This window comes from Halomonas sp. DP5N14-9 (genome assembly GCF_019802175.1).
Taxonomy (GTDB): domain Bacteria; phylum Pseudomonadota; class Gammaproteobacteria; order Pseudomonadales; family Halomonadaceae; genus Halomonas; species Halomonas litopenaei.
The window spans coordinates 1-24,852 of the sequence record NZ_JAHVHR010000016.1; the positions used below are offsets into that span (position 1 = coordinate 1).

Genomic DNA, 24,852 nt, shown 5'->3' on the forward strand with positions numbered 1-24,852 from the left:
CTCAGTGAGTTTCTCTTCGCCGCTGAGCGCCTGCACCCGCGGATCGTCGTTGTCGAGCTGATAGGTGTAGCTGCCGTCGCTGTTGAGCGTCAGCGTGCCGTACTCGCCGGCGCCTGTCGGCGCGTCCAGTGCTACGCTGGCCGGATCGGCCTCGGTGGTGTCGGCGCCGGTGGTGTCGTTGGACAGCACATTGCCGGTGATCGACGCGGTCTCCTCGGCAATGGTGTCGCTGTCATCACGTGCCGTCGGCACATCGTCGTTGACGTCGATGGTCAGACGGGCCGAGGCCTCGTCGCCATCGCTGTCGGTAACGACAATGGCGAACAGATCCGCCAGATCGTCGCTGCCGGTGCCCTGGCTGGTGTGATCCTGGGTGCTGCCGTCCAGGGTGTAGCTCCAGCGGTACTCGCCGTCAGACACACTGACGCTCAGGGTGCCGTAGTCGGCTTCCACCGTGCCGCCGCCCGTCACGTTCTGGCCGTTGATCACCAGCGAGGCCAGGCTGTCGCCGCCGGTGGTGATCGGCAGACTACCGCCGGTGCTCTGGCTGCCGTCGCCTGCCGCGCTACCGCCCGCGAGGCCCGCCTCGCTGACGCTGAACTGACCGTCTTCGGCATCGGGCGAATCGTTCGGCACGCTGACGGTCGGCGTGGAGTCCGCCGCCACGGTGACGGTGAACACCGCGTCGCTGGTGTCACCATCGGCATCGGTGATGGTGTAGTCGATGACCGCATCGCCCTCGAAACCCGCCGCCGGGGTGAAGGTCACCTCACCGGTGTCGCTATCGAAGGACACGCTGCCCTGGCTCGGATTGCGCAGGGTGGCGTCAGTAACACTGGCACCGTCCACGCCCTGGGTGTCGTTCGCCAGGACGTTGTAGGTGACAGGGGTATCTTCGCCGGTGTTGGTGGCATCATCCACGGCCACGGGCACATCGTCGTTGACGTCGATGGTCAGACGGGCCGAGGCCTCGTCGCCATCGCTGTCGGTGACGACGATGGCGAACTGATCCGCCAGGTCATCACTGCCGGTGCCCTGGCTGGTGTGATCCTGGGTGCTGCCGTCCAGGGTGTAGCTCCAGCGGTACTCGCCGTCAGACACACTGACGCTCAGGGTGCCGTAATCGGCTTCCACCGTGCCGCCGCCCGTCACGTTCTGGCCGTTGATCACCAGCGAGGCCAGGCTGTCGCCGCCGGTGGTGATCGGCAGACTACCGCCGGTGCTCTGGCTGCCGTCGCCTGCCGCGCTACCGCCAGGCAGTCCGGCTTCGCTGACGCTGAACTGACCGCCTTCGGCATCGGGCGAATCGTTCGGCACGCTGACGGTCGGCGTGGAGTCCGCCGCCACCGTCACGGTGAACACCGCGTCGCTGGTGTCGCCATCGGCGTCGCGGATGGTGTAGTCGATGACCGCATCGCCCTCGAAACCCGCCGCCGGGGTGAAGGTCACCTCACCGGTGTCGCTATCGAAGGACACGCTGCCCTGGCTCGGAATTCGTAAGCTCGCGCCGGTGACACTGGCACCATCAGCGCCCTGGGTGTCGTTCGCCAGTACGTTGTAGGTGACGGGGGTGTCTTCGCCGGTGTTGGCGGCGTCGTCCACGGCCACAGGCACATCGTCGTTGACGTCGATGGTCAGGCTGGTCTGTGCCGTATCGCCATCGCTGTCGGTGACGACAATGGCGAACAGATCCGCCAGATCGTCGCTGCCGGTGCCCTGGCTGGTGTGTTCCTGGCTGCTGCCATCCAGAGCGTAGCTCCAGCTGTACTCGCCGTCAGAGACACTGATGCTCAGGGTGCCGTAGTCGCCTTCGACCGTGCCGCCGCCCGTCACGTTCTGGCCGTTGATCACCAACGAGGCCAGGGTGTCGCCGCCGGTGGTGATCGGCAGACTACCGCCGGTGCTCTGGCTGCCGTCGCCTGCCGCGCTACCGCCAGGCAGTCCGGCTTCGCTGACGCTGAACTGACCGTCTTCGGCATCGGGCGAATCGTTCGGCACGCTGACGGTCGGCGTGGAGTCCGCCGCCACCGTCACGGTGAACACCGCGTCGCTGGTGTCGCCATCGGCATCGCGAATGGTGTAGTCGATGAGCGCCGCGCCCTCGAAGCCCGCCGCCGGGGTGAAGGTCACCTCACCGGTGTCGCTGTCGAAGGTCACACTGCCCTGGCTCGGATCACGCAGGCTCGCGCCGCTGACACTGGCGCCGTCCGCGCCCTGGGTGTCGCTGGTACCGTCTGCATTGACCAGCACGTTGTAGGTGACCGCTGTGTCCTCGCCGGTCGTGGTGGCATCATCCACCGCCTCGGGCGCATCGTCGAGGATCGCGATATCCAGAGTGCCACTGGTGGTACTGCCATCGCTGTCGACAGCACTGATCTCGATGCTGTCGACCACGCCATCGTCGGTTGCGCCATCGACGCTATCGTTGTCGACGTTGTCGGTCAGATCGTAGGTGTAGGCAACGCTACCACCGGTGTCATCGCCGCTATAGCTCGTCAGCGTCAGGCTGCCCAGGGGCGTCTCGATGGTCAGCGGATTGCCGGACAGGCCATTGAGCCGATCCAAGCTGATCGGACCACTGCCGCCAACGGTAATGAACGACAGGCCATCGGGAGCGGATACACCAAAACTGCCACTCGCTGATGTCGCGGCGGTGCCTGATGCACTACCGCCAGGAAGTCCTGCCTCACTGACGGTCTGTTCGGCAGAGGAAAAGCCGATATCGGCACTGCCTGCTGCTCCCGCAGGCCCATCGAGCCCCGTCAGGGTAACGGACTCGTCCTCATCGGCCGCGGTCCCGCCATCCTGCTCCTGAACGTCGTAGACCTCGCGCTGATAGCCGTACTCGAACGACAGCGGCGACACTTCTTCGACAATACGCAAAAGACGCACGAAATCGTGCCCGCCCTCGACGCCGGCGCCCCCCGCAGCGCCAGCGGCAGGAGCTTCCAACGCCTCGAGCAGATCTCCTTCGCCCTCTTCGAGCAGCGCCAGGACCCTGGCGACCTCGGCGTCTTCTATCACCTCGTCATCGGCCGACCCTTGCTCGTTGATCGTCTCGCTAATCGCCACCTCGACTTCGCCACCGAGCTGCGCCAGGCGGGTGCCGTCGGGTTGCACTAGGTTCACTCGAGCGCCGGTTTCGGTGATCACCACCTCGCCCTCAGTCAGGCGGTCGCCCTCGGCCAGGGGCCTCAGATTGCCTTCCGCATCTCTGGCCCAGGCTTGGCCGGTAACTTGTACGACGATGGCGATGATCATAGGGGGCGTCTCTCTTTTTTTGGATGACAGACCTAGGCCTTGTGAACAAAGGGATGACAAACCTAGTCCGGCAGCAACAAAACTGTGCTTATACGCACATTACATGCATGGGGTATAGGTCAATACTGTACTAGAGGACAATGAGCTACCTCTAATCCAACGGCCTAACTTTCCCATGCCTCTGCGCTACCCCTTTGATGCTTCACGTCAGTCCTTGTTGAGCCCTCCTCCAATACAGTGCCTCCTCCCCTGGCATTCCCCTCGCCCGCACCTCGGCGCTGGCCAGGCACCAGATACGAAAACGGCGCGCCCTTTTGGGGCGCGCCGTTTTCGTGGTCAACAAACCCTGAGCCATATCATCAGGGTTAGCTAATACAGATTATCGTCCAGAACATCTCATCCAAGTATGAGGTCCGGGTACCAGGCCGCGGCTCGAGGTCGCCACGTCAGGTCATCGCATCAGGTCATCGCATCAGGTCATCGCATCAGGTCTGTCAGTCCTGGCGCATCTTCCAGCCCAGGGTTTCACCGGCACGCAACGGCACCAGCGTCTTGCCTTCGCCAAACGGCAGTTCCGCCGGTACCTGCCACTCGACCTTGTCCAGGGTGATCGAGTCGCTGTTGCGCGGCAGGCCATAGAAGTCGGGACCGTGGTGACTGGCGAACCCTTCCAGCCGATCCAGCGCGCCGGCCTGTTCAAAGGCGGTGGCGTACAGCTCGATGGCCGTCAGCGCGGTATAGGCGCCGGCACAGCCACAGTCACTTTCCTTGTCGTGACGGGCATGGGGCGCGCTGTCGGTGCCCAGGAAGAAGCTCTTGTCGCCCGAGGTCGCCGCCTCGATCAGCGCCTCGCGATGACGCTCGCGCTTGAGGATCGGCAGGCAGTAGTAATGCGGGCGAATCCCGCCCACCAGCATGTGGTTGCGGTTGTAGAGCAGGTGATGAGCGGTGATGGTTGCGCCGATATTCGACGGCGACTCGGCCACGAAGCGCGCCGCGTCGGCGGTGGTAATATGCTCAAACACCACCTTGAGATCAGGATGACGCGACAGCAGCGGCTTCATGACCCGCTCGATGAACACCGCCTCGCGATCGAAGATGTCGATCTCGTGATCGGTCACCTCGCCATGCACCAGCAACGGCATCCCCAGCCGTGCCATGGTGGCTACCGCTTCCTCGCAGTGACGCAGATCGGTCACGCCTGAGTCGGAATTGGTGGTGGCCCCGGCCGGATACAGCTTGACCGCCTGCACCTTGCCGCTGCCCCAGGCCGTCTCGATGTCTTCCGAAGTGGTGCGATCGGTAAGATAGAGGGTCATCAGCGGTTCGAACTGGCTTTCCGCAGGCAAGGCAGCCAAGATGCGTTGGCGGTAGTCCAGTGCCTGGTCCAGATTGGTCACCGGCGGCTTGAGGTTCGGCATGATGATCGCACGGCCCATCTGGCGGGCGGTATCGGCCACCACGGAGGCCAGAGCGACGCCGTCGCGCAGGTGAAGGTGCCAGTCGTCGGGCCGGGTCAAGGTAATCGCAGTCACTTGTTATCCTGTCGTCGAGTGATCCATGGTCGGGCGCAGTATACCGTAAAGGGCAACGTTTCATGGCCCAAACGGGGTGAGATTTCGCGTATCATTCGAGGGACATGCGCCCGGATCTGATCCGCACCGTCGAGGAGTCGCGGCACGTTACCATCGATGTCCGGGGCGATACGTTGTCAAGGCGCCGACGAGTCCCAGGGCCTCTGGCCGCGCGCAGACTTATTACAGAAACATCCTAGCGAGAGTTACATGCCCAAGGTTCGTCACTACGCCGACCTCGTCGCCACCCTGGCAGGCCTGATGTGGCTGATGCTTTACTGGTCGATCAGCGTGTCGCTGCATATCGGCAGCGCCGAGCCGGCCCTGGCCGCCCTGCTGCTGCTCGGCAGCATGATCCTGGTGAGCTTCGTTCACCGCCCGGTGCGGGTGATGCTGGGCCGCTACCACGTCCGCAAGCGGCGCACGGAGATGTGGATGCACATCCTGGCGCTGCCGCTGAACCTGGCATTTCTGCTGGCCATCGGCATCGACCATCTGATTACACCGATGAGCGGCGCCCAGAAGATGCTGCTGTTCAATGTACTGGCGACGGCCAGCTGGCTGGTGTTCCTGGTGACGCTGCTGATCAAGCTGCTGGCACGCGCCCTGGCCGATCGCCGCGGGTCATCCGGCGCCGAGCCGGCTCTTTCGACCAATAGCTCGACCAATAGCGCGAACGCTACCTTGAACGATACCTCGAACGACGGTAACTCAACCTCCGGCCTTCACCGTCGTGACGCCGACGAGGCCTGATAAAGGCCTCAGATCATGACGGGGCCGATGTCTGGTCACCGACTGGCCCCAGCCTGACCAGCCCCGCCGCCGCCGACAACGGCGCTTGCACGCCGCTTCCCCACCTCTTTCGCCCTCGCTGACGGCCACGCCAGACCGCCCCTTGCAGAGGCGGCATGGCCCCGGACTACCGGCATGGGCCGGCGCTAACGCACTGCCGGCATGGGCCGGCGCCAGCGCGGGATCAGAAGCGGTCCACCCTGAACGGCGCCATGTCGATGTCCGGCTGCTCGCCATCGATGACCTGCGCCAGCAGCTTGCCGGTCACCGGGCCCAGGGTGAAGCCCTGATGACCGTGGCCACAGGCCAGCCACAAGCCAGACTGCCCGGGTACGCCACCGATCACCGGCTTCATGTCCGGGGTACAGGGTCTGGCGCCTTTCCATGGCGTGGGCTCGAGACGCTGCCCCAGCGGAAACAGCTTGCGTGCCTGCTGCTCCGCTGCCTCCAGCTGTTCCAGGTGGGCCGGCGCATCAAGACGCTCGAGCTCGGCCCCCGTGGTCAGGCGAATCCCGCTGCTCATGGGCGCCAGCAGATAGCCTACCTCGGCGTCCATCACCCAGTGGGTCAGCCTGGCGTCATTCGACTGACCATAGTGCATATGGTAGCCACGCTTGACGAACAGCGGAATCGACAGCCCCAGGGCCTTCATCCAGTCCTGTGACCAGGGACCCAACGCCATCACCAGCCCATCTGCCTCCAGGGTGTCGCCCGAAGTATCGATGCGCCAGGTATCGCCCTGCCGGCGCACATCGGTGACGTCCGCCTGGATGATCTCACCGCCATCATCGGAAAATGACTTGGCGTAGGCGGCCACCAGATCGCCCGGGCTTGCCACCGTCCAGGGATCGAGCCAGTGGATCGCCCCGGCAAGTCCGGGTTCCAGGCCCGGCTCAAGGCGCGCCAGCGCCTCGCTGTCGAGGTAGTCGAAGCGGATGCCGAAGCGCTTGGCATCCAACTCGGCCTGGGCCGCTCGCTCGCCCAGCGCCTTGCTGCTGCGATAGACCTCGAGCCAGCCCTGGCGACGTACCAGCGCGTCGGCACCGGAAGCCTCGATCATCGCCGAGTGGGCCTCCAGGCAGCCGCCTATCAGCGAGGCGTACTCCGGTACGATCTGTTCGTAACGGGCGGGCGCCGAGTTCTGCCAGTACTTGAGCAGCGTCCCGGCGCTTGCGAACATCGCGCCCGGACGATAGCGAATGTCGATCTGACGATTGGGTACCACCCGCAACAAGGTCGCCAGATCGCGCGGGAAGGCATAGGGACGCACCGCCTCGCGCTGGATGATGCCGGCGTTGCCGTAGGAGGTCTCGCGACCGGGCTCACGACGGTCGACAAGTGTGACCTGGTGGCCACGGCGCCTCAGATGCCACGCCACCGACACACCGACCATGCCGGCTCCCACTACCACCATCTTGCGCGACATCATTTCCTCCTTGTCCTATAACGCCTGCTAACGTCTGACGACGAGTGATTACCTGGATATGCCGCCCGTCGCCAGTAAAACCATGGCGACCACGGCGTCATATGCAGAAAAACTTATTGTAGCGTCAAGACTTTCGCTACACACCCTCGGCGCGATTCTGTTCGACGATGCGGGTGCGCACGAAGTCCGAGTGGCTGACGTGCAACAGCTCCGCCAGGGCGCGGATACGGTGTTCCTCCAAGGCATCCTTCTCGCCGTCGGCAAACGCCAGCGCCCACATCTGCTGTACCAGCGCTACCCGGTCCTGATAGCCGGTGCGGTCACGCAACTCACGCACGAAGCGGTGATGATCCACCGCACCCTCGGCCTCTTCCCGAGCCAGTGTCATCAGCTCGTCCAGCGCTTCGTCCTCGAGTTCGAACTGTTCCTTGAGCTGGCTGCGCATCAGCTGGATCTCGCTGTCATCCAGTCGGTAGTCCGCACGAATCACCTCGCACAGCAGCACCGCCGTGGCCAGTGACAGGTCCACCCTGGACGACGCATCCTCTTGCTGCGCCACATCATTGATCCAACGCTTCAGGGACGCCATCATCGTCATCGTGTTTTCCTCGTTGTTGCGCCTTCCAAGAGTTGCGCTTTCCAGGAGTTGCGCCTTCCAGGAGGCTCATGAACAGCGCGTGACGGCGCCCCCTGCTTCGCCCTCGACATTCATGGGCTCATTCGGAATACCACCATGCCTCATCCGCTGCTGATCGTCTCCCTCGCCGCTCTGATCGGTGCCGTCATCGCCGGCGTCGGCGCGTACAAGGTCCGCGACGTCAACCGCTGGCCGACCACCGAGGCCACCGTGACCCACGCCGAGGTCCGGCTGGCGGAAGCCCAGCGCCACCAGCGCGAGCGAGACGATCAGCAAAGGCGTTACCTGGCAGTGCTGCGCTTCGAAGCCACCATCGACGGTCGGCGTATTCAATCCGACAACGCGGGCTTCGATGGCGTTCCCTCCTTCACCCGACAGGAAGACGCCGATGCCTACATCGCCGACTACCCCGTAGGCAGCGTCGTGCGTGTGCGCTATTCACCGCGCAAGCCTGAGCTGATGCATGTGGGCAACGCCTCACTGCCCTGGGGCCGCATCGGCCTGGCGGGTTTCCTGCTGGTGGCAAGCCTCGGCGCCTTTGCCCTGTTCTCGTTCAAGACCTGAATCACGCCTCACGCCCACTCGCTGTCGCCAGCCCCCCGTACAACCTGGCGTTGAAACATGGATGTGTAATGCAGACTACAATCGTCCCGACAGCCTGATATCGCCCCCTCCTGGATTGATGGAAAGCCACGATGACGTCCGCAGATTCATGCTCTACACCGAAGGGCGAGGCCCGCCGCCAGCGGCTGCTGGCCGCCGCCCGCGAGGTATTCCTGGACAAGGGCTACGCCGGCGCCAGCGTCAATGACATCGTCGCCCGCGCGGGCGGCTCGCTAAGCACCCTCTACAAGCTGTTCGGCAACAAGGAGGGGCTATTCACCGCGGCCCTGGAAGCCCAGGCGTCCAGTGTCTGGTGTCGACTGGGACAGGCCGGCGAGCGTCCGCCGCAAGAGGTGCTGGAGGAGCTTGCCCGAGACCTGATCGACCTGGCGCTGCCAAACGCCAACATCCGCCTGATTCGTGGCATCGCCGCCGAGGCCGAGCGCGCCCCGGAGCTGGGAGCACTGTTTCTCGATCACGGCCCGGATCGTACCCGCCGTGAACTGGCCGACTACCTGCGCGACCAGCATGCCCGCGGCAAGCTGGTGGTAAAGGACCCGCGCACCTCGGCCGGCTTGTTTACCGGCATGGTGCTCGGGGAATGGATGCTCGATTCGCTGGTCGGGCGCCCACCCTCGCTGACACTGGAGGCGAGAGACCACCGCGCACGCTACGCGACCGAGCTTTTTCTGGCGGGGCATGCACCGACTTGAAGATAGGGCTGACTCCTTGCCCCACCCCGCTTCGGGCACCTCTTCTAGCGGGCTCCCTACAAGAAAACTTGCCTAGATGTCAGGCCCGTAGTCACCCTCTTTAAAGATGCGCCACTCCTCGGCGCGACGCCGCTCCAGTCCTGGCATCACCTCGCCGCCAGCGTACTTCCAGGCAAGCCACGCCTGTTCAAGCGTCGCGTAGGGGGTCACGGTACGGGAATCACACAGCATGGCCACCAGTGAAGAGTTCGAAAATGCCGCCAGTCCGATATTGAAGGCCAGCAACACCAGGGCATCGAACTGGTGCTGACGAAGACCTCGCGCGCCCACCCAGGGACGACAGGCCTCGAGGCGATCGAGCACCCCAAGCTCCACGTGCTGCAGGTCCTGGCGCAACAGTGACTCCGCCCACTGCTTGTCGATGCCATTGGCAAACCACGGCCACTGCTGTCGAATGATCAGATGCCCCACACCGATCGTCGCCCCCTTCTGCCAGTGGTGGATGGGCGCTCCGCTCAGGTCGAGATAGGGCATCAGCCGGCAGCCCTCGGCGTTGATCAACCATCGTCGCCCTCTCGGGCTCAGGCGACCGGGCGGAGGACTGACCTCCGCGTCGATCGCATCGTAGAGCGAAACCGGTCTCGGCCCTGTACGCCTTGTCCCGCTGGCTGCGGGATTCTCCTCGGGGTCATCCTTGCCGCCCACTTGTGTTGCCATGCCACCCTCCCTGCCAATTGACGCGAGCTCTGCATGAAAGGTCGACATTCCTGAGCCCGCTCGTGCAGCACCCGCCGCTCCACTCCATGGAACAACGCTTTTAGAGTGGCAGCCTGCTGACGGCAAAACCCCGACTCAGGACAACAGAAACCGAGTCGTTAGGCGGTCACAGACGAAAGTGCTCGACCCAGTCAACCTTGGCGGGTCGAGCTTGAGGCGAGAAATTTGGCGGGCTGGACTTGCGGGCGGGTCTTTCTGGCGGGTCTTGCAGACAGGCCTGCGTGTCAGGCTTTCGCGCTGAGCGTGCAGCCTGTGCTTGTGGACCGAGCGTGCAGGCCGGGCTTGCACGGCGATCGTGAGGGCCCGGCCAGGGCTGGCCGGACCAGCGCTGGCCGGACTATGGGTATCACTGCGCACAGGAATCGGAAGCGACCTGGCCCTCGGCCCAGCGCCCCCAGCGATACAGAAACAGCGCGTAGGCCTTGAGGGTGTGCTGGATAGAGGCAATCTCGACCCGCTCATCGATGCCATGGATGCGTTCGGCCACGGGCCCGTAGCAGGTCCCGGCGATGCCGTGTCGATTGAGCGCTCGCAGATCCGTGGTGCAGGTCAACGCCACCGAGGGCAGCTCCTCACCGGTCAGGGCACGATGACAATCGGCCAGCAGGGCAACCCCAGGGCTGTCGGTGTCGACGTGGTGGCCCTCGGAGCGAAAACCGTGAAACTCGACGTCAAGTCCGGAGATGCCCGGGCCAAGCGAGGCACTGGCCGCCTCGACGCAGCGCCGCACCTTTTCCATGATGTCTTCCACCCGGACTTCAGGCGCGAAGCCGATACGCCCCTCCAGGGTCGCCCGGGACGGCACGCTGGACGCCCAGTTGCCCCCTTCGATCTTGCCGATATTCAGGTTGAACGGGTGCTCTATCTCGTCATAGGGCGGCTCGCGCCCGGCGTTCAGTTCCGCCTCCAGTGCCTTGAGCGGCGCCACCACCGACTGGATCGCCTCGATGGCGTTGGCCCCGGCGGCGGTATCCAGCACGTGGGCCGGCACCCCGTCCAGCGACACCTTGAACCACAGGGTGCCGATCTGGGCCGTGGTCAGGGTCGCCCCGAAAGGCTCGGGAATCAGCGCAAAGTCGCCGCGGCCATCACGGGCCAGGCAGGCCAGCGCACCATGGCCGGTGCACTCTTCCTCGATCACCGTCTGCAGCGTCAACGGAAAATCGATCTCGAGCCCTGCCCGCTTCATTGCCGCCACCGCCGTCACCATGGCGGCGATGCCGGCCTTCATGTCGCCGGCGCCGCGCCCGTATAGCCAGCCATCCTCCTGCCAGGCTTCCCAGGGCGGACGAGACCACATCGACAGCGGCTCCGCCGGCACCACGTCCAGGTGGCCGTTGAAGATCAGGTGCGGCCTGGACGAGGTGCCGTTGATCACCGAGATCAGGTTGTGTCGGTCGACGCCCCTGGCCACCGGTGCCTGCTCGGCATCTGCGCCTTTCTCGGGCAGTGGGACGCGCTCGACAGGCAGCCCTATGTCCAGCAGATGGCTTTCCATCACCTCAAGTACCCCGGCCTCCGCCCCCAGTACGCTGTACTCGCGCACCAGAGCTCTGGTCAGGGCAAGGGTCTCCGGCATCAGTTCGTCGCAGGCATCGAGCAGCCGCCGTTCGTTGGCGTCCAGGGCATCGGTGGATAGTTGTGGTGTCGTCATTGACGGCAAATTCCGCATGTTAAATGTGTTTTACGCTTACTAGTTATGCACCTTCGAGCACCTGCAACACAAGCCCACCGCACCCGATACAGGCTCTAGCCGCGGCCCTGGGCCCACCGTTCGACCAGGACTTCCTCACTATATTTGAGCCACGACGTCACTCCCGACGCCGCCCACTCGTTCAGCCACGCGCCACCCCGGCGTGATCGGCCAACCGCTCGATAACCGAGTCCCTGGCCACGCCAATATGGTAGTCCACCTCATCCCGGCAGCGCTGAGGATCACCGCTCTTCAGTGCCTCCAGCAGCCGCCAGTGGGAAGCGGCGATGCTTTCGGGGGTCTCGTGGGTACGGGTGATCAGGGTGATGCACAGCCGCAGCTCGAAGCTCAGGTCGTCGAAGGCACGTGCCAGCCGGGCGTTGTCCGCCAGCTCGAACACCAGCCGATGAAAGGCCAGGTCCTCCTCGATCTTGAGCCCCTCGTCATCACCGGCGGCGACCTCGCACAGACGACTGATCTGCCGATGCAGACGCTGCTCGATAGCCGCGTCGAAGCGCGTCATCACACGCTCGAAGGCGTGGCGTTCCAGACCGATGCGTAGATCGAAGACGTCGCTCAGCTCGGCCACATCCAGGGTACGCACGAAGAACCCGCGCCGCGGTCGCGATACCAGCAGGCCACGGCTCTCCATCAGCCTGGCGGCCTCGCGTACCGGGGCCCGGCTGATGCCGAGCTCCGCCGCCAGCCCCGCCTCCGACAACCGCTCGCCCGGTGCGAAGCGCGAGGCCAGGATCGCCTCGGTCAAGTAGTCGACCACCTGGTCCACCAGGTTGCGCTGAACCACGAAGGGCGCGGCTGAGGGGTCCCGAGGATTGGCCATGCTCGACTCCCGTAGTTGGCCTGAAGGGTCATACCCCAGTATGACCGCATCCAGCGTCGAACAACAGTCGATTGCCGACTGTCGACAGTTTGTGCCGAGGCTGCTAGGTTCTAAAGGGCTTACGGAAATCCCCAACAACAACAGTCCCGGAGCTGGCCTCAGCGACGCGGAAGCCCGGCAACAGCGCACTGGCGGCGCTTTCTGCCCCTGGCTTCACGCACCTCTGGCAACACCTCCGGGCCACCAAGGTGCCCTGATATGACCTCGAACTCCCGCCACCCCCGCGTCGCCTTTCTGCCATCTTGCTCGCCGCTGTCCCCCTCGCCCCGGGCAAGCTCGACTCAGGCACGCGCCTCTCGCTTCAACGCCTCCCTGCTGACGCTGGGGCTCGCCGCCCTGCTGCCGCTGGCGGCCACCCCGGCGCTGGCCCAGGACGACGGCCAGGACGCCCAGCAAGAGGCCACCCAGGAACCCCAGCGGGGCGGTGTCATCGACACCATCATCCAGCCGGAGCCGCCGGGCCTGGTGCTGGGCATGATCCAGAACGCCCCCACCCGCACGGTGGCCGGCAACATCTACGAGGGCCTGCTGCGCTACTCCACCGACATGGAGCCGATGCCGCAACTGGCCAAGAGCTGGGAGATCAGCGAAGACGGCCTGACCTACACCTTCCACCTTCAGGAAAACGCCAAGTGGCATGACGGCGAGGCCTTCACCGCCGAAGACGTGGTGTTCTCCGCCGACGTCTTCCACCGCGACTTGAATCCCAGCGCCCGTGCGGTGCTCGAGCACGTCGAGAGCATCGAGGCGACCGACGACCACACCGTGGTATTCACCCTGAAGAAGCCCTTCGGCCCCTTCCTGATCTCGTTCGAGGCCGGCACCTTCACCATGGTGCCCGAGCACATCTACGCCGGCACTGACTTCCGCAACAACGAGGCCAACAACCATCCCATCGGCACCGGCCCGTTCCAGTTCGACAGCTGGGACCGTGGCACCGTCATCAAGCTGACCCGCTTCGATGACTACTACGAGGAAGGCCTGCCCTACCTCGATGGCATCAACTGGCACGTCATCCCGGACGGCGCCTCCCGCGCGGTGGCCTACGAGAACGGTACCGTCGACGTGCTGCCCTACGGCACCGTGGAGAACTTCGACGTCCCCCGGCTGACCGCCATGGACAACACCTGCGTGACCGAGAAGGGCCACGAGTACTTCAGCCCCTTCGCCATGCTGTGGATGAACAATCGTGAAGGACCGACCGCCGACAAGCGCTTCCGCCAGGCGGTGATGTACGCCATGGACCGCGAGTTCGCCCGGGACGTGCTGTGGAATGGCATGGGCCAGGTACCGGCAGGGCCGTTTGGCTCCAACGCCAAGTTCAACGACCCCGACCTCGAGGGCTACAGCTACGACCCGGACAAGGCCGAGGAACTGCTCGACGAGATGGGTTACGACGGCGAGGAGGTCACCCTGCTGCCGCTGCCCTACGGCGAGACTTGGAATCGCTGGGCCGAGGCGGTACAGCAGAACCTCAAGGAGGTGGGCATCAACGTGCGCACCGAGGCCACCGACGTGGGCGGCTGGAACCAGCGCCTGGGCGAGCGAGACTTCGACCTGGCGTTCACCTACCTGTACCAGTACGGCGACCCGGCGCTCGGCATCTCGCGCACCTACCTGTCCACCAACACCGAGAAGGGCTCGCCCTGGAACAACGTCGAGGGCTACCAGAATCCCGAGGTGGATGAACTGTTCAACGCCGCCGCCACTGCCTATCCGGACAGCGAGCGTGAGCGTCTCTACCACGAGGTACAGCAGATCCTGCTCGAGGACGCACCGCTCGGCTGGCTGCTGGAGCTCGGCTTCCCGACCATCTACCGTTGCAACGTCAACAATCTGGTGACCTCGGCGGTGGGCGTCAACGACGGCTTCAAGGACGCCTGGATCGCCGACTGAGCCAAAAAAAGCGATACGGCGCGGCCCAAGGTGGGCCGCGCCAGCCCTGATTTCGCTGCTGCCATCACCACAGGCTTACTGCCCGGGACCTCACCATGCTCTACGCCCGCCTGATCATTTCACGACTGTTGAAGGCCGCCATCGTGCTGCTGCTGATCGTCGTGTTCAATTTCGTGCTGATCCAGCTCGCCCCCGGCGACCCGGCGGCCATCCTGGCCGGGGAAGCCGGCGCCGCCGATGAAGCCTTCATCGCCCAGCTGCGCGAGCAGTTCGGGCTGGACCAGCCCATGTATGTCCAGCTGTGGCACTACGTGTCCGGCATCCTGACCCTGGACTTCGGCTACTCCTACCGCCAGCAGATGCCGGTGCTGGACCTGATCCTTGACCGCCTGCCCGCCACCCTGCTGCTGACCGGCACCGCCTTCGTGCTGTCGCTGGTGCTCGGCATCCTCGCCGGCTCCATGGCCGCGATGCGCGTCAAGAAGGCCTCGGGCTCACTGATCATGGCGCTGGCCCTGCTGTTCTACGCCACACCGCTGTTCTGGGTGGCGCTGATGGCGGTGGTGCTGTTCTCGGTGTACCTGGACTGGCTGCCCGCCTACGGCATGTTCACCGTCGGCGCCAACCTGGAAGGCCTGGCCTACGCCCTGGACGTGGCCAAGCACCTGGTACTGCCGGCCACCACCCTGGGCCTGTTCTTCATAGCCATCTACACGCGCATGACCCGCGCCTCGATGCTCGACGCCGCCCAGCAGGACTTCGTCAAGACCGCCAAGGCCAAGGGCCTGGCGCCGAGGGTCATCCAGCGCCGCCACATCCTGCGCAACGCCCTGTTGCCGATCATCACCCTGGCGGGTCTGCAGGCCGGCCAGATGGTCGGCGGCGCCATCCTCACCGAGACGGTGTTCGCCTGGCCGGGCATCGGCCGGCTGATGTACGAGGCGCTGATGCAGCGAGACTACAACCTGCTGCTCGGCATCTTCTTCTTCTCCGCCGCCCTGGTGATCCTGTTCAACATCGCCACCGACCTGGTCTATCGCCTGGCCGATCCACGCATCAAGGGGGCCGCCGCATGAGTTTCTTCGCCCGTTTCGCCCAGAACCGAGGCGCCCTGGTGGGACTGATCATCCTGTGGGCGATCATCCTGATGGCCGTGCTGGCCCCGGTGCTGTTCCCCGAATCCCCCTGGCGCATGGTGCAGCGCCCCTTCCTGCCACCGCTGGCCCAGGACGGCTTCTGGCTCGGCACCGACACCATGGGGCGCAACGTCGCCGCCGGGCTGATGCACGGCGCCTGGGTGTCGCTGCTGATCGGTCTGGTATCCACCGCCGTGGCGCTGGCCATCGGCGTGCCTTTGGGCGCCATCGCCGGCTACTACGGTGGCCTGGTGGACGACGCTCTGATGCGCTTCACCGAGTTCTTCCAGACCATCCCCAACTTCGCCCTGGCCATCGTGCTGGTGGCGATCATGCAGCCCAGCGTGACCTCCATCGTGCTGGCCATCGCCATCGTCAGCTGGCCGCCGGTGGCCCGCCTGGTGCGCGCCGAGTTCATGTCGCTGCGCCATCGCGAATACGTCGAAGCGGCGCGCCTGGTCGGCCAGACCAACACCCAGATCATCCTGCGCCAGATCCTGCCCAACACCCTGTCGCCGATCATCGTGCTGGCCTCGCTGATGGTGGCTACCGCCATCCTGCTGGAGTCGGCGCTGTCGTTTCTCGGCCTCGGTGATCCCAACGTGATGTCCTGGGGCTACATGATCGGCGCTGCGCGCACCGTGATCCGCCAGGCCTGGTGGCTGTCGTTCTTCCCCGGCCTTGCGATCCTGTTGACCGTGCTGGCGCTGAACCTGGTCGGCGAAGGGCTCGATGACGCCCTCAACCCCAAACTCGCACGGGAGCGCTGAGCCATGAACACCTTTGACAACAGCACCAGCGGCACCAGCGCTTCCACTGCATCGCGCAGCGAACCGGTGAAGGTGCCGAAGGGGGCCACCGCCGGCGATCCTTGCGGCGATCACAGCGGCGATCACAGCGGCGATCCCGCCCCGGAACCGATCCTGCGCATCGAGGGCCTGAGCGTCGCGCTGCCCGCCGGTGCCGATCGCGAATACGCCGTGGAAGAGCTGTCCTATGAGGTCAGCCCCGGCGAGATCCTTTGCGTGGTGGGCGAATCCGGCTCCGGCAAGTCCATGGCCGCCAACACCGTCATGGGCCTTCTGCCCAAGGGCGTGCGCCCGGTGGCCGGGCGGGTGATGTTCGAGGGCGAGGACGTGCTGACCCTCGACGAAAAGCGCCACCGGGCGCTGCGCGGCAAGAAGATCGGCATGATCTTCCAGGAGCCGATGACCGCCCTCAACCCGCTGATGCGCATCGGCGACCAGATCGCTGAGGTGTTCGAGGCCCACGGCGAGCTCAAGGGCGCCGAGCGTCAGGCCCGGGCGCTGGAACTGCTCAAGGAAGTCCGCCTGCCCCAGCCCGAACGGGCCATCCGCGCCTACCCCTTCGAGCTCTCCGGCGGCCAGCGTCAGCGGGTGATGATCGCCATGGCGCTGGCGCTGGAACCGAAGCTGCTGATCGCCGATGAGCCCACCACCGCGCTGGACGTCACTACCCAGGCGCAGATCCTCGAGCTGATCGCCGACCTGCAACGTCGCCACCATATGGCGGTGATGTTCATCACCCACGACTTCGGCGTGGTCGCCGAGATCGCCAACCGAGTGTGCGTGATGCGCCACGGCCGGATCGTCGAGATCGGTCGCCGTGACGAGGTGCTCGACAACCCCCGTCACGACTATACCCGGGCGCTGATCGAGGCCATTCCCAGCGACGCCGCACCGCCCGAGCGCGAGCCGATGGCGCCGACGCCGATCCTCGAGGTACGCGACCTGAATCGGGTATTCCGTTCCCGCGGCGGGCTGTTCAAGCCCTCCCGTGAGGTACGCGCCCTGGATGAGGTCAGCTTCACCCTGTCACGCGGCGAGACCATCGGCATCGTCGGCGAGTCGGGCTCCGGCAAGTCGACCCTGGGGCGCTGTGTCGTGCGTCTGGAGCGCCCCGACAGCGGCGAGATCCTGCTCGGCGGCGAAGACCTGTCCGCGCTCAAGGGCGACGCCCTGCGGCGCCAGCGCCACCGGGTGCAGATGGTGTTCCAGGACCCCTACGCCTCGCTCAACCCGCGCACCCGGGTAGGCATGGCCATCGCCCAGGGCCCCATCGCCAACGGCGTGCCCCGCGACCAGGCATTGGCCAAGGCCGACGAGCTGCTCGAACTGGTGGGGCTTGGCGGCAGCGCCGACCGCTTCCCTCATGAATTCTCCGGCGGTCAGCGCCAGCGCATCGGCATCGCCCGCGCCCTGGCACTGGACCCGGAGTTGATCGTCGCCGATGAAGCGGTGTCGGCGCTGGACGTATCGATCCAGGCCCAGGTGCTGGAGCTGCTCGAGGACTTGAAGCAGCGCTTCTCGCTGTCGCTTCTGTTCATCACCCACGACCTGCGCGTCGCCGCCCAGATCTGTGATCGCATCATCGTCATGCAGAAGGGCCGCATCGTCGAGCAGGGCAGCGCCCAGGAGGTCTTCACCCAACCTCAGGCCGACTACACCCGCGAACTGCTCGCCGCCATTCCCGGCCGCGACAAGACCACCGATAACAAGACCAGCAACGAGGAGACCACCCACTGATGGCCGTCACCTCCCAGCAACTATCGTCATCGCTTGCCACGCTGATCGAGACACTGCGCGAGCGCCTGGGCACAGCCCAGGTGCTGACCGGCGACGACGTGGCAAGCCGCCAGGTGGACTGGCTGAGCGGGGCGCCCTGTCGCGCCGCGGCCATCGTGCGACCCGGCACCCCCGAGCAGGTAGCAGAGGTGCTCGCCCTGTGCCACCAGGCCCGCCAGCCGATCGTCACCCACGGCGGCCTGACCGGGCTGGTCCACGGCGCCGAGGCGGCCCCGGACGAGCTGGCACTGTCACTTGAGCGTCTTGCCGCCATCGAGGAGATCGACCCGGTGGCCGGCACCATCACCGTGCAGGCCGGCGCGCCGCTGCAGAAGGTCCAAGAGGCCGCCCGCGAGGTCGGCATGCAGTTTGCGCTCGACCTGGGCGCCCGTGGCAGCTGCAGCATCGGTGGCAATATCGCCACCAACGCCGGCGGCAACCGGGTGATCCGCTACGGCATGATGCGCCAGCAGGTGCTGGGGCTCGAGGCGGTGCTGGCCGATGGCCAGGTGATCAGCGCCATGAGCCCGATGCTCAAGAACAACGCCGGCTACGACCTCAAGCAGCTATTTATCGGCAGCGAAGGCACCCTAGGCGTGGTCACCCGGGCGGTGCTCAAGCTGCAGCCGGCGCTTGGCGACACCCGCACCGCGCTGGTCGCCTGTCCAGACTTCACCTCGATGACGTCGTTGCTTACGCACCTGCGTGACAGCCTTGGCGGAAGCCTGGCCGCCTTCGAGGCCATGTGGCAGAACCACTTCGCCCTGATCACCGAACAGGAGCGTCATCAGCCGCCGCTGGACACCGACGCGCCCTACTACGCCCTGATCGAGTCGCTGGCCAACGACGAGGACCACCACCGCCAGCAGTTCGAGGCGGCTCTCGAAGCGTCCGTCGAACAGGGCTGGGTGGTCGACGCCGTGATCGCCCAGTCGGAAAGCCAGCGCGACAAGCTATGGGCGATTCGCGATGATATCGAAGGACTGGTGGAGGCGCTTTCGCCGATCATGGCCTTCGACGTCAGCCTGCCGATCGGCGAGATGCAGGACTATGTCGCCGAGGTTCAGGCACGCCTCGAGGCCCGCTGGCCACAGGTGCGCCTGGCGGTGTTCGGCCATCTGGGCGACGGCAACCTGCACCTGTCGGTGGGTGTGGGCAGCGACGATCCGGACACCCGCCACGAGGTCGAGGCCTGCCTCTACGAGCCGCTGGCCCGGGTCAAGGGATCGATCTCCGCCGAGCACGGCATCGGCCTGGAAAAGCGCGACTGGCTGGCTATCTCACGAAGCCCCGAGGAACTCGCGCTGATGGCAACACTCAAGCGCACCCTCGACCCCCATGGCCTGCTCAACCGCCACAAGGTGGTGCCCTGGACCGCGCTACAGACCTGACCTGACCTGACGTGACCTATTAGCATAGGCCGCTGTCGTAACGCTCTCGGACACTCTCTGACACGCCTCCGCCCCCTTCAAGCCAACTCCAACAGGACATCCCATGGCATCCGATACCCCCACCTTCGCCGACCACCTCTACTCCCCGGGACCGGACAACCCCTTCCCTGGCATCTGGGTGCTGAAGCGCCGTATCGGCAAGGAGATCCCCCACCGTCTGGGCTCCAACGAAGGCCTGGACATGCCCCATCGCGCCCTGCGCGAGCACTTCGGTGACGCCATGGTCGAGCACGTCTACTGCTACGGTGACTCCGAAGCCCTGGGAGTGCGCGAGCGCCTCGTCCGGCTGCACGGCTTCGACCTGGACACCCTGCTGGTGGACGCCGGCTGCGACAGCCTGCTGGCGCTGGTGCTGCGGGCCACCGCCCCTGCTGGTACCAGCGTGGTCAGCTCCGCCGGCACCTACCCGACCTTCGGCTACTTCGCCAAGGGCCAGGGCTGCCGCCTGATCGAGGTCGACTACGAGGAGACCGCCGACCACCTGGCGCCGGACATCGACGCCTTGATCGACGCCGCCCACAGCCACCACGCTCGGCTCGTCTACCTGGCCAACCCGGACAACCCCACCGGCTTCGTCCATGACGAGGCCACCGTCGCGCGGTTGCGTGACGCCTTGCCTGATGACTGCTGGCTGCTGCTGGACGAGGCCTACCACGACTTCCGCGACGACGCCGCCAAGCCCAGCTTCACCCGCGCCCTGCCTGGGGTGATTCGCTGTCGCACCCTGTCCAAGGCCCACGGCCTGGCCGGGCTGCGTGTCGGCTACGCCATCGCCGAGCCCGACACCCTGGCGATGCTGATGAAGGTTCGCATCCACTACGCGGTGTCGACCCTGAGCCTGGCCGCCGCCGAGGTGGTGCTGGACCACCAGGACGAGACCGACGCCCACATCCAGGCGGTGCTGGAGCGCCGGGCGCGCCTGGCCGAGCACTTCAAGGCGCTGGGCGCCGACGTGCTGTTGAGCGGTACCAACTTTATCGGCATTCGTCTGGCCCACGCGGAACTGGCCAAGCGGGTCAACGCCGACCTGCTGGACGAAGGCAAGCTGATCGCACGCCCGGCTCACCCTGCCCTCGGCCATGTGCTGCGCATCACCGCCGTGGCCGACGCCCTCGAGCCCGGGCGACTTGCGCGCCTGGAGCAGGCGGTGCGTGAAGGAGTCTGAGGCAAAGGCTGAGACGCTGGAAAGTCAGTTTCCAGGCAAGGTTTCGATGGCGAGCGAGACCTCGATGCCAGACAGGATATTAACGGCAGGCGAGGTCTCAATAGCAGAGAATATCTCAACAAAAAGTACCGCCAGGCGACCGAGGTCGCCTGGCGGTACTGCTGGGGTGAAGTAAGCGCCGTAGGCCCTATCGCATGCCAGCATAGCAAGCGGCTGGCCCGGGCCCTCGACCCGGACCTCGCCACGGACCCTCAACGTCGGTGAAACGCCACCGACGCCATCTTGCCAGGTGGACGCCGGCCTTCAGCTGGCGCTCTCCAGTATCGCTTCGTTCAACACCGCCTGGGGGAAGTGGCGGCGCAACATGCGATTCTGGAACTCGTCCACGAAGCAGGCGTTGATGATGATGATAAAGCGCTCGAAAGGGGCGCTTGGCTCGCACTGGGTGATCGCATCGACGCTATGGAACAGGCGATCGTCACGCAGGTGCAGCACCTCCCCCGGCGCCAGCGTCACCCGGCCGACTTCCTGCTGGCCGGTCTTGTCCCGATACAGGGTGTTCACCGCCCCGCTCACGTTGTCGCGGTTGAGCACCACGATGCTCAGGTACTTGCAGCCGTCGGCGTGGATGCCCTGCCCCTGCAACGGATCCACGGTGCCGTCACCACGTACACCCGTGATCTGAATCAGAATGGGCGCGCGGCGCTCGAGCCCCCATAGCTCCGCCCAGGCCTTGACGAACGCCTTGACGTCCTCGCGCTCGGTAAACTCGGGCAACAGCGGCTCGTAGTAGCGCAGCCGATCCGCCATGCTGGCGGCGTCATTGAAGCGCCCGCCCTGGGCCATGGGACACTCGCCCAGGGTTTCGACCTCTCCCTCGTCGTTCAGGTGCAGCCAGGACATACGCTTCCAGCGGCGATTGACGTAGGGGTCCCGCGGCAGGTCACCAATGAATGACTGCCAGGCGGACAGATCAATATGCGCCAGGCGCGTCTTGCTCCAGGACTGAGAAGCGACCTCCTCCAAGACAGAGAAATCCCAGTACCCGGATTCAGGAATCCGGAGCCCGACGTTGATCGTCTCGATGGCGGCAAGATGCCGACCTTGTGCGACTTTCTGCGCTATTTTCATGTCATTAACCTCGGTTTTGTGCACAACCATGTGCATTTCATGGATGTTGCATATGCAACACCGAGGATCATGTGGAGCGCCCACACAGCGGTCAAATACCGCGAACGAAGAAACTTCGTTGACCAACTTGTTGCCAAAAAAGAGTATCTACGACGTTTATTCCGATAATGGAAAAACTCATTCCGGCGTTTGGTACTCGCTGCTAGCGACAATTTGTACGACACTGCCGATATATGCGGATTCGTTACTTTTGTTCGGCCACACCTATCGGACACGCCTGGCTGGCCCTGCTCAGGACATGACGCCATTGCACATCGGTGACAGATTCCACGCACCGCGCTCGACCGCTGCCGATACCGGCGGCAGCGGCGGGGACAACGCCCTCCCGCTGCCGTCCCTGACGCTCAGCGACTGGCGCTTTCGTGAACTGCTGATGAGCCTTTCACGGGTCGCGGTGCAGGGGTATGACAGGGACAGGCGCGTCATCTACTGGAATGGCGCCAGTCAGGCGCTGTATGGCTACAGCGAGCAGGAAGCCCTGGGCAAGCGTCTGGAACAGCTGTTGATACCGGAGGCCATGGTGGACGCGGTGATCGATGCTCACCAGGCGTGGGTCCACCGGGGCGTGGAGATCCCCGCCGAAGAGCTCGAGCTCAAGCACCGTTCTGGCGCCAGCGTACCGGTGTTCTCCCATTACGTGATGCTGGGCCGGGAGACCGACAATCCGCTGATGTTCTGCATCGACATCGACCTGGCGGGTGAGCGCAAGGCGCGTCGCGATCTGGACTACATGACGCGCTTCGACCGCCTGACCGGCCTGCCCAACCGCCACGCCTTCGAAATCGAGCTCAAGCGGACCCTGGCAGAGTGTCGGCGCCACAACGACAGCCTGTTGATCCTGTTTGTCGACCTCGACCACTTCAACGAGATCAACGACACCCATGGCTACGACTGCGGCGACAAGGTCATCCGTCAGGCGGCCAATCGCCTGCAGGCCTTCCGGCGCAGCGATGACCTGCTCTGCCGCTTCGGTACCGATGAGTTCGTACTGGCCCTGCCCCAGGTGGACATGGCCACAGACGCCATACAGGTGGCAGAGCGCCTGCTGGAAAGCCTCTCCCGCCCGATGCGGGTGGACGGCCGCGAACTGAGAATCCACGCCTCGATCGGCATCAGCACCTTTCCCGACAATGGCAGCGAGGTGCAGGAACTGGTGGGCAGTGCCGACGCCGCCAAGACCCGGGCCAAACTCACCGGCCGCAACACCTACCAGTTCTTCAGCCCCGAGGCCCACGCGGCGATGGTGCGCCAGCACACCATCGCCGAACGCCTGCAGCGCCTGCTCGACCAGGACGGCGGCGGAGAGCTGGGCCTGGTCTACCAACCCCAGGTGGCTGCCGCCAGCGGGCATATCGACTCCCTCGAGGCGCTGCTACGCTGGACGACCCGGGACGGTGAAGCCATCTCCCCCGCGGAGTTCATCCCGGTGGCCGAGCGCAGCGAACTGATCAAACGCCTGGAGAACTGGGTGCTGCACAAGGTGTGCGAGCAGCAGCGCCAATGGCGCGCCGAGGGCAGCCGCCAAGTGCGAGTGGACGTCAACGTCTCCGGGCGTCACGCGGTGATGCCCGGCATGTTCGAGGCCTTCGCCTCCTGCGTTGCGTCATATGGCCTGGGGCCTCGCGAGATCGGCATCGAGCTCACCGAGAATGTGCTGATCGAGGCCGGCCAGGACGTGCTGGACAGCCTGCGCAGACTCTACGACCAGGGTTACAAGATCGCCATCGACGACTTCGGTACCGGCTTCTCATCGATGAGCTACCTCAAGGTGCTGCCGATCACCGCGCTCAAGATCGACCGCACCTTCGTCGCCGAGTGCACCCAGGACCCCCGGGACAGGGCGATCATGGAAGCCAGCATCTTTCTTGGCCACCGCCTCGGTCTCGAGGTCGTCGCCGAAGGCGTGGAAACCGACGAGCAGCAGGCGTTGTTGCACGAAATGCGCTGCGACCTGCTCCAGGGCTTCTACTACCACCGCCCCATGGATGCCGATCTGGCGGCGAGGTTGTTGCGTGCCGACAACGGCGACGTCGTGCAAACCAGGGGCGTGAGTCATTGAAATCAACTCGCCAACGCCGCAACGGCTCCGCTACGTTTCTGGCAAAGATGATTGACATCACATCTGGCACCGTCCAATTAGAAAAACCTTTTTTACTGACGGCTTCCACAGTAGAGTAATGCGCGAATCTGTATACTCGACGAGCACTTCGCGCCATGCCAGCAGCGCCCACCTGCATCCAGAAATCCGACGTTGCCGGACAGCTTGCCCAACTTCAGCAGAATAGAAGCCGGCCAACCGCCATCATCTTCCTGTCTGGCCCGAGCGCTACCCAGGTACCCGTAGAGACGCTGCGTCAACACGACGTCATCTGCGTCAACGGGTCTATTGATTACTTGCTGCTCAACGACGTCACACCCTTCATCTATCTGGTGACCGACCACAACTTCTTCCTGAAAATGAAGCAAGCCTTCTTCACCAACGCCGCCAGGGCCGAGAATCTGGTGGTATCTCGAGAGCTCTATGACAGAGCCTCGGCTGAGGAAAAGCAGCGACTCGCCGGCCTGGACGCCGTCGTCATCGACCGCGCCAGCAAGAGCAAGAAGGGCGGCATTAGACGCAAGCTACGCCTCGCCTGGAAGTACCGCGGCTGCCACCAAGTCGACTACCACGCCCCTTGGCTGAAAAGGCAATCCATCATCGGTTACAGCCGTGATATCAGCCATGGCTATTTTCATTGCCGTACTGTCGCCTACGCAGCGTTGCAACTGGCAGAAAGCCTTGGCTACCAGACAGCTTACCTGGCCGGCTTCGACATGAACGCTGCTGCAGGCAGATTTTACGAAAGTGATAACCAGCCCAGGCTCAGGACCACCCTGGACCAGGACTACGACGTCATCGTTGCTTCGTTGACCTTCATGAAATCAGTCTCGCAAATGAAGGCCTACAATATGTCCCTGCACACTCGGATACCGTACGACGTACTGCCCTTCGCCCGTCCTGCGACACTCCTGCCAGAACAGCGTATTGCCGATCCTGCTGTTACCCTCTGA

19 protein-coding genes are annotated in these 24,852 nt (G+C 64.7%); 11 read left to right on the top strand and 8 right to left on the bottom strand.

The features are described 5' to 3' along the window. Positions 1 to 3,261 (bottom strand): retention module-containing protein (locus tag KUW00_RS10170; RefSeq protein WP_222568980.1); only part of this gene is annotated, 3,261 nt, incomplete at its 3' end. Positions 3,262 to 3,755: 494 nt separating this feature from the next. Continuing rightward, positions 3,756 to 4,796 carry a dihydroorotase gene (gene pyrC, locus KUW00_RS10175; RefSeq protein WP_045993004.1) on the bottom strand — a complete coding sequence of 347 codons (1,041 nt, stop codon included), beginning with the start codon at positions 4,794 to 4,796 and terminating at the stop codon, positions 3,756 to 3,758. A 249-nt stretch (positions 4,797 to 5,045) separates the two neighbouring features. On the opposite strand from pyrC, the gene KUW00_RS10180 reads away from it, so the two are divergent. Next, complete coding sequence (locus KUW00_RS10180; RefSeq protein WP_308812456.1) at positions 5,046 to 5,588, top strand: hypothetical protein; 543 nt, start codon at positions 5,046 to 5,048, stop codon at positions 5,586 to 5,588. A 223-nt stretch (positions 5,589 to 5,811) separates the two neighbouring features. Here the strand turns inward: KUW00_RS10180 and KUW00_RS10185 are convergent, their stop codons facing one another. Together KUW00_RS10185 and KUW00_RS10190 are read right to left on the bottom strand one after the other, a co-directional pair. Continuing rightward, complete coding sequence (locus KUW00_RS10185; RefSeq protein WP_222568981.1) at positions 5,812 to 7,053, bottom strand: NAD(P)/FAD-dependent oxidoreductase; 1,242 nt, start codon at positions 7,051 to 7,053, stop codon at positions 5,812 to 5,814. A 136-nt stretch (positions 7,054 to 7,189) separates the two neighbouring features. Continuing rightward, positions 7,190 to 7,651, bottom strand: coding sequence for a TerB family tellurite resistance protein (locus KUW00_RS10190; protein WP_261392090.1), 462 nt, complete (start codon positions 7,649 to 7,651; stop codon positions 7,190 to 7,192). 135 nt (positions 7,652 to 7,786) lie between these two features. Here KUW00_RS10190 and KUW00_RS10195 point away from each other — a divergent pair, with 135 nt between their 5' ends. Then, entirely contained in the window at positions 7,787 to 8,254 is a 468-nt protein-coding gene (locus tag KUW00_RS10195; protein WP_108447804.1) for a DUF3592 domain-containing protein, read from the top strand. A 131-nt stretch (positions 8,255 to 8,385) separates the two neighbouring features. Beyond that, positions 8,386 to 9,006, top strand: coding sequence for a TetR/AcrR family transcriptional regulator (locus KUW00_RS10200; protein ID WP_045993008.1), 621 nt, complete (start codon positions 8,386 to 8,388; stop codon positions 9,004 to 9,006). A gap of 72 nt (positions 9,007 to 9,078) precedes the next feature. Here KUW00_RS10200 and KUW00_RS10205 read toward each other — a convergent pair whose 3' ends face one another. The 3 genes from KUW00_RS10205 to KUW00_RS10215 all read right to left on the bottom strand — a co-directional run bounded on the left by KUW00_RS10205 (position 9,079) and on the right by KUW00_RS10215 (position 12,317). Next, positions 9,079 to 9,723: a lysozyme gene (locus KUW00_RS10205; RefSeq protein ID WP_222517268.1), complete on the bottom strand. Its 645-nt coding sequence runs from the start codon at positions 9,721 to 9,723 to the stop codon at positions 9,079 to 9,081. Positions 9,724 to 10,129: 406 nt separating this feature from the next. Next, on the bottom strand, positions 10,130 to 11,437 hold the full coding sequence (locus KUW00_RS10210) for an ArgE/DapE family deacylase (RefSeq protein ID WP_222568982.1): 1,308 nt from the start codon (positions 11,435 to 11,437) through the stop codon (positions 10,130 to 10,132). A gap of 181 nt (positions 11,438 to 11,618) precedes the next feature. Beyond that, positions 11,619 to 12,317 carry a GntR family transcriptional regulator gene (locus KUW00_RS10215; RefSeq protein WP_045993010.1) on the bottom strand — a complete coding sequence of 233 codons (699 nt, stop codon included), beginning with the start codon at positions 12,315 to 12,317 and terminating at the stop codon, positions 11,619 to 11,621. Positions 12,318 to 12,575: 258 nt separating this feature from the next. Here KUW00_RS10215 and KUW00_RS10220 point away from each other — a divergent pair, with 258 nt between their 5' ends. The 6 genes from KUW00_RS10220 (at position 12,576) to KUW00_RS10245 (ending at position 20,610) form a co-directional block, all read left to right on the top strand. Further along, a complete protein-coding gene (locus tag KUW00_RS10220) occupies positions 12,576 to 14,273 on the top strand; it encodes an ABC transporter substrate-binding protein (RefSeq protein WP_261392091.1) in 1,698 nt (565 codons plus the stop codon). Positions 14,274 to 14,368: 95 nt separating this feature from the next. Continuing rightward, complete coding sequence (locus tag KUW00_RS10225) at positions 14,369 to 15,349, top strand: ABC transporter permease (protein WP_222568983.1); 981 nt, start codon at positions 14,369 to 14,371, stop codon at positions 15,347 to 15,349. Continuing rightward, a complete protein-coding gene (locus KUW00_RS10230) occupies positions 15,346 to 16,179 on the top strand; it encodes an ABC transporter permease (RefSeq protein ID WP_045993012.1) in 834 nt (277 codons plus the stop codon). The genes KUW00_RS10225 and KUW00_RS10230 overlap by 4 nt, the downstream gene beginning before the upstream one ends. Before the next feature lie 3 nt (positions 16,180 to 16,182). Further along, positions 16,183 to 17,955 (top strand): ABC transporter ATP-binding protein, encoded by a 1,773-nt coding sequence (locus KUW00_RS10235; protein ID WP_222568984.1) that lies wholly within the window; start codon positions 16,183 to 16,185, stop codon positions 17,953 to 17,955. After that, a complete protein-coding gene (locus tag KUW00_RS10240) occupies positions 17,955 to 19,385 on the top strand; it encodes an FAD-binding oxidoreductase (protein WP_222568985.1) in 1,431 nt (476 codons plus the stop codon). Before KUW00_RS10235 ends, KUW00_RS10240 begins: the two co-directional genes overlap by 1 nt. Before the next feature lie 103 nt (positions 19,386 to 19,488). After that, a complete protein-coding gene (locus KUW00_RS10245; RefSeq protein ID WP_222568986.1) occupies positions 19,489 to 20,610 on the top strand; it encodes a pyridoxal phosphate-dependent aminotransferase in 1,122 nt (373 codons plus the stop codon). A gap of 303 nt (positions 20,611 to 20,913) precedes the next feature. Here the strand turns inward: KUW00_RS10245 and KUW00_RS10250 are convergent, their stop codons facing one another. Then, a complete protein-coding gene (locus KUW00_RS10250) occupies positions 20,914 to 21,741 on the bottom strand; it encodes a 2OG-Fe dioxygenase family protein (protein ID WP_222568987.1) in 828 nt (275 codons plus the stop codon). 298 nt (positions 21,742 to 22,039) lie between these two features. Here KUW00_RS10250 and KUW00_RS10255 point away from each other — a divergent pair, with 298 nt between their 5' ends. Both KUW00_RS10255 and waaZ read left to right on the top strand, forming a co-directional pair. Beyond that, entirely contained in the window at positions 22,040 to 23,860 is a 1,821-nt protein-coding gene (locus tag KUW00_RS10255) for a putative bifunctional diguanylate cyclase/phosphodiesterase (RefSeq protein WP_261392093.1), read from the top strand. A gap of 155 nt (positions 23,861 to 24,015) precedes the next feature. Further along, positions 24,016 to 24,852: a 3-deoxy-D-manno-oct-2-ulosonate III transferase WaaZ gene (gene waaZ, locus KUW00_RS10260; protein ID WP_222568988.1), complete on the top strand. Its 837-nt coding sequence runs from the start codon at positions 24,016 to 24,018 to the stop codon at positions 24,850 to 24,852.

Bases quoted from the DNA above. Each gene is read 5' to 3' on its own strand.
- KUW00_RS10190 (WP_261392090.1), bottom strand. From the start codon at position 7,651: ATGACGATGATGGCGTCCCTGAAGCGTTGGATCAATGATGTGGCGCAG.
- KUW00_RS10240 (WP_222568985.1), top strand. From the start codon at position 17,955: ATGGCCGTCACCTCCCAGCAACTATCGTCATCGCTTGCCACGCTGATC.
- KUW00_RS10205 (WP_222517268.1), bottom strand. From the start codon at position 9,723: ATGGCAACACAAGTGGGCGGCAAGGATGACCCCGAGGAGAATCCCGCA.
- KUW00_RS10245 (WP_222568986.1), top strand. From the start codon at position 19,489: ATGGCATCCGATACCCCCACCTTCGCCGACCACCTCTACTCCCCGGGA.
- KUW00_RS10215 (WP_045993010.1), bottom strand. From the start codon at position 12,317: ATGGCCAATCCTCGGGACCCCTCAGCCGCGCCCTTCGTGGTTCAGCGC.
- KUW00_RS10200 (WP_045993008.1), top strand. From the start codon at position 8,386: ATGACGTCCGCAGATTCATGCTCTACACCGAAGGGCGAGGCCCGCCGC.
- KUW00_RS10225 (WP_222568983.1), top strand. From the start codon at position 14,369: ATGCTCTACGCCCGCCTGATCATTTCACGACTGTTGAAGGCCGCCATC.
- KUW00_RS10195 (WP_108447804.1), top strand. From the start codon at position 7,787: ATGCCTCATCCGCTGCTGATCGTCTCCCTCGCCGCTCTGATCGGTGCC.
- KUW00_RS10210 (WP_222568982.1), bottom strand. From the start codon at position 11,437: ATGACGACACCACAACTATCCACCGATGCCCTGGACGCCAACGAACGG.
- KUW00_RS10250 (WP_222568987.1), bottom strand. From the start codon at position 21,741: ATGAAAATAGCGCAGAAAGTCGCACAAGGTCGGCATCTTGCCGCCATC.
- KUW00_RS10230 (WP_045993012.1), top strand. From the start codon at position 15,346: ATGAGTTTCTTCGCCCGTTTCGCCCAGAACCGAGGCGCCCTGGTGGGA.
- KUW00_RS10220 (WP_261392091.1), top strand. From the start codon at position 12,576: ATGACCTCGAACTCCCGCCACCCCCGCGTCGCCTTTCTGCCATCTTGC.
- KUW00_RS10180 (WP_308812456.1), top strand. From the start codon at position 5,046: ATGCCCAAGGTTCGTCACTACGCCGACCTCGTCGCCACCCTGGCAGGC.
- KUW00_RS10235 (WP_222568984.1), top strand. From the start codon at position 16,183: ATGAACACCTTTGACAACAGCACCAGCGGCACCAGCGCTTCCACTGCA.
- KUW00_RS10185 (WP_222568981.1), bottom strand. From the start codon at position 7,053: ATGTCGCGCAAGATGGTGGTAGTGGGAGCCGGCATGGTCGGTGTGTCG.
- KUW00_RS10255 (WP_261392093.1), top strand. From the start codon at position 22,040: ATGACGCCATTGCACATCGGTGACAGATTCCACGCACCGCGCTCGACC.
- waaZ (WP_222568988.1), top strand. From the start codon at position 24,016: ATGCCAGCAGCGCCCACCTGCATCCAGAAATCCGACGTTGCCGGACAG.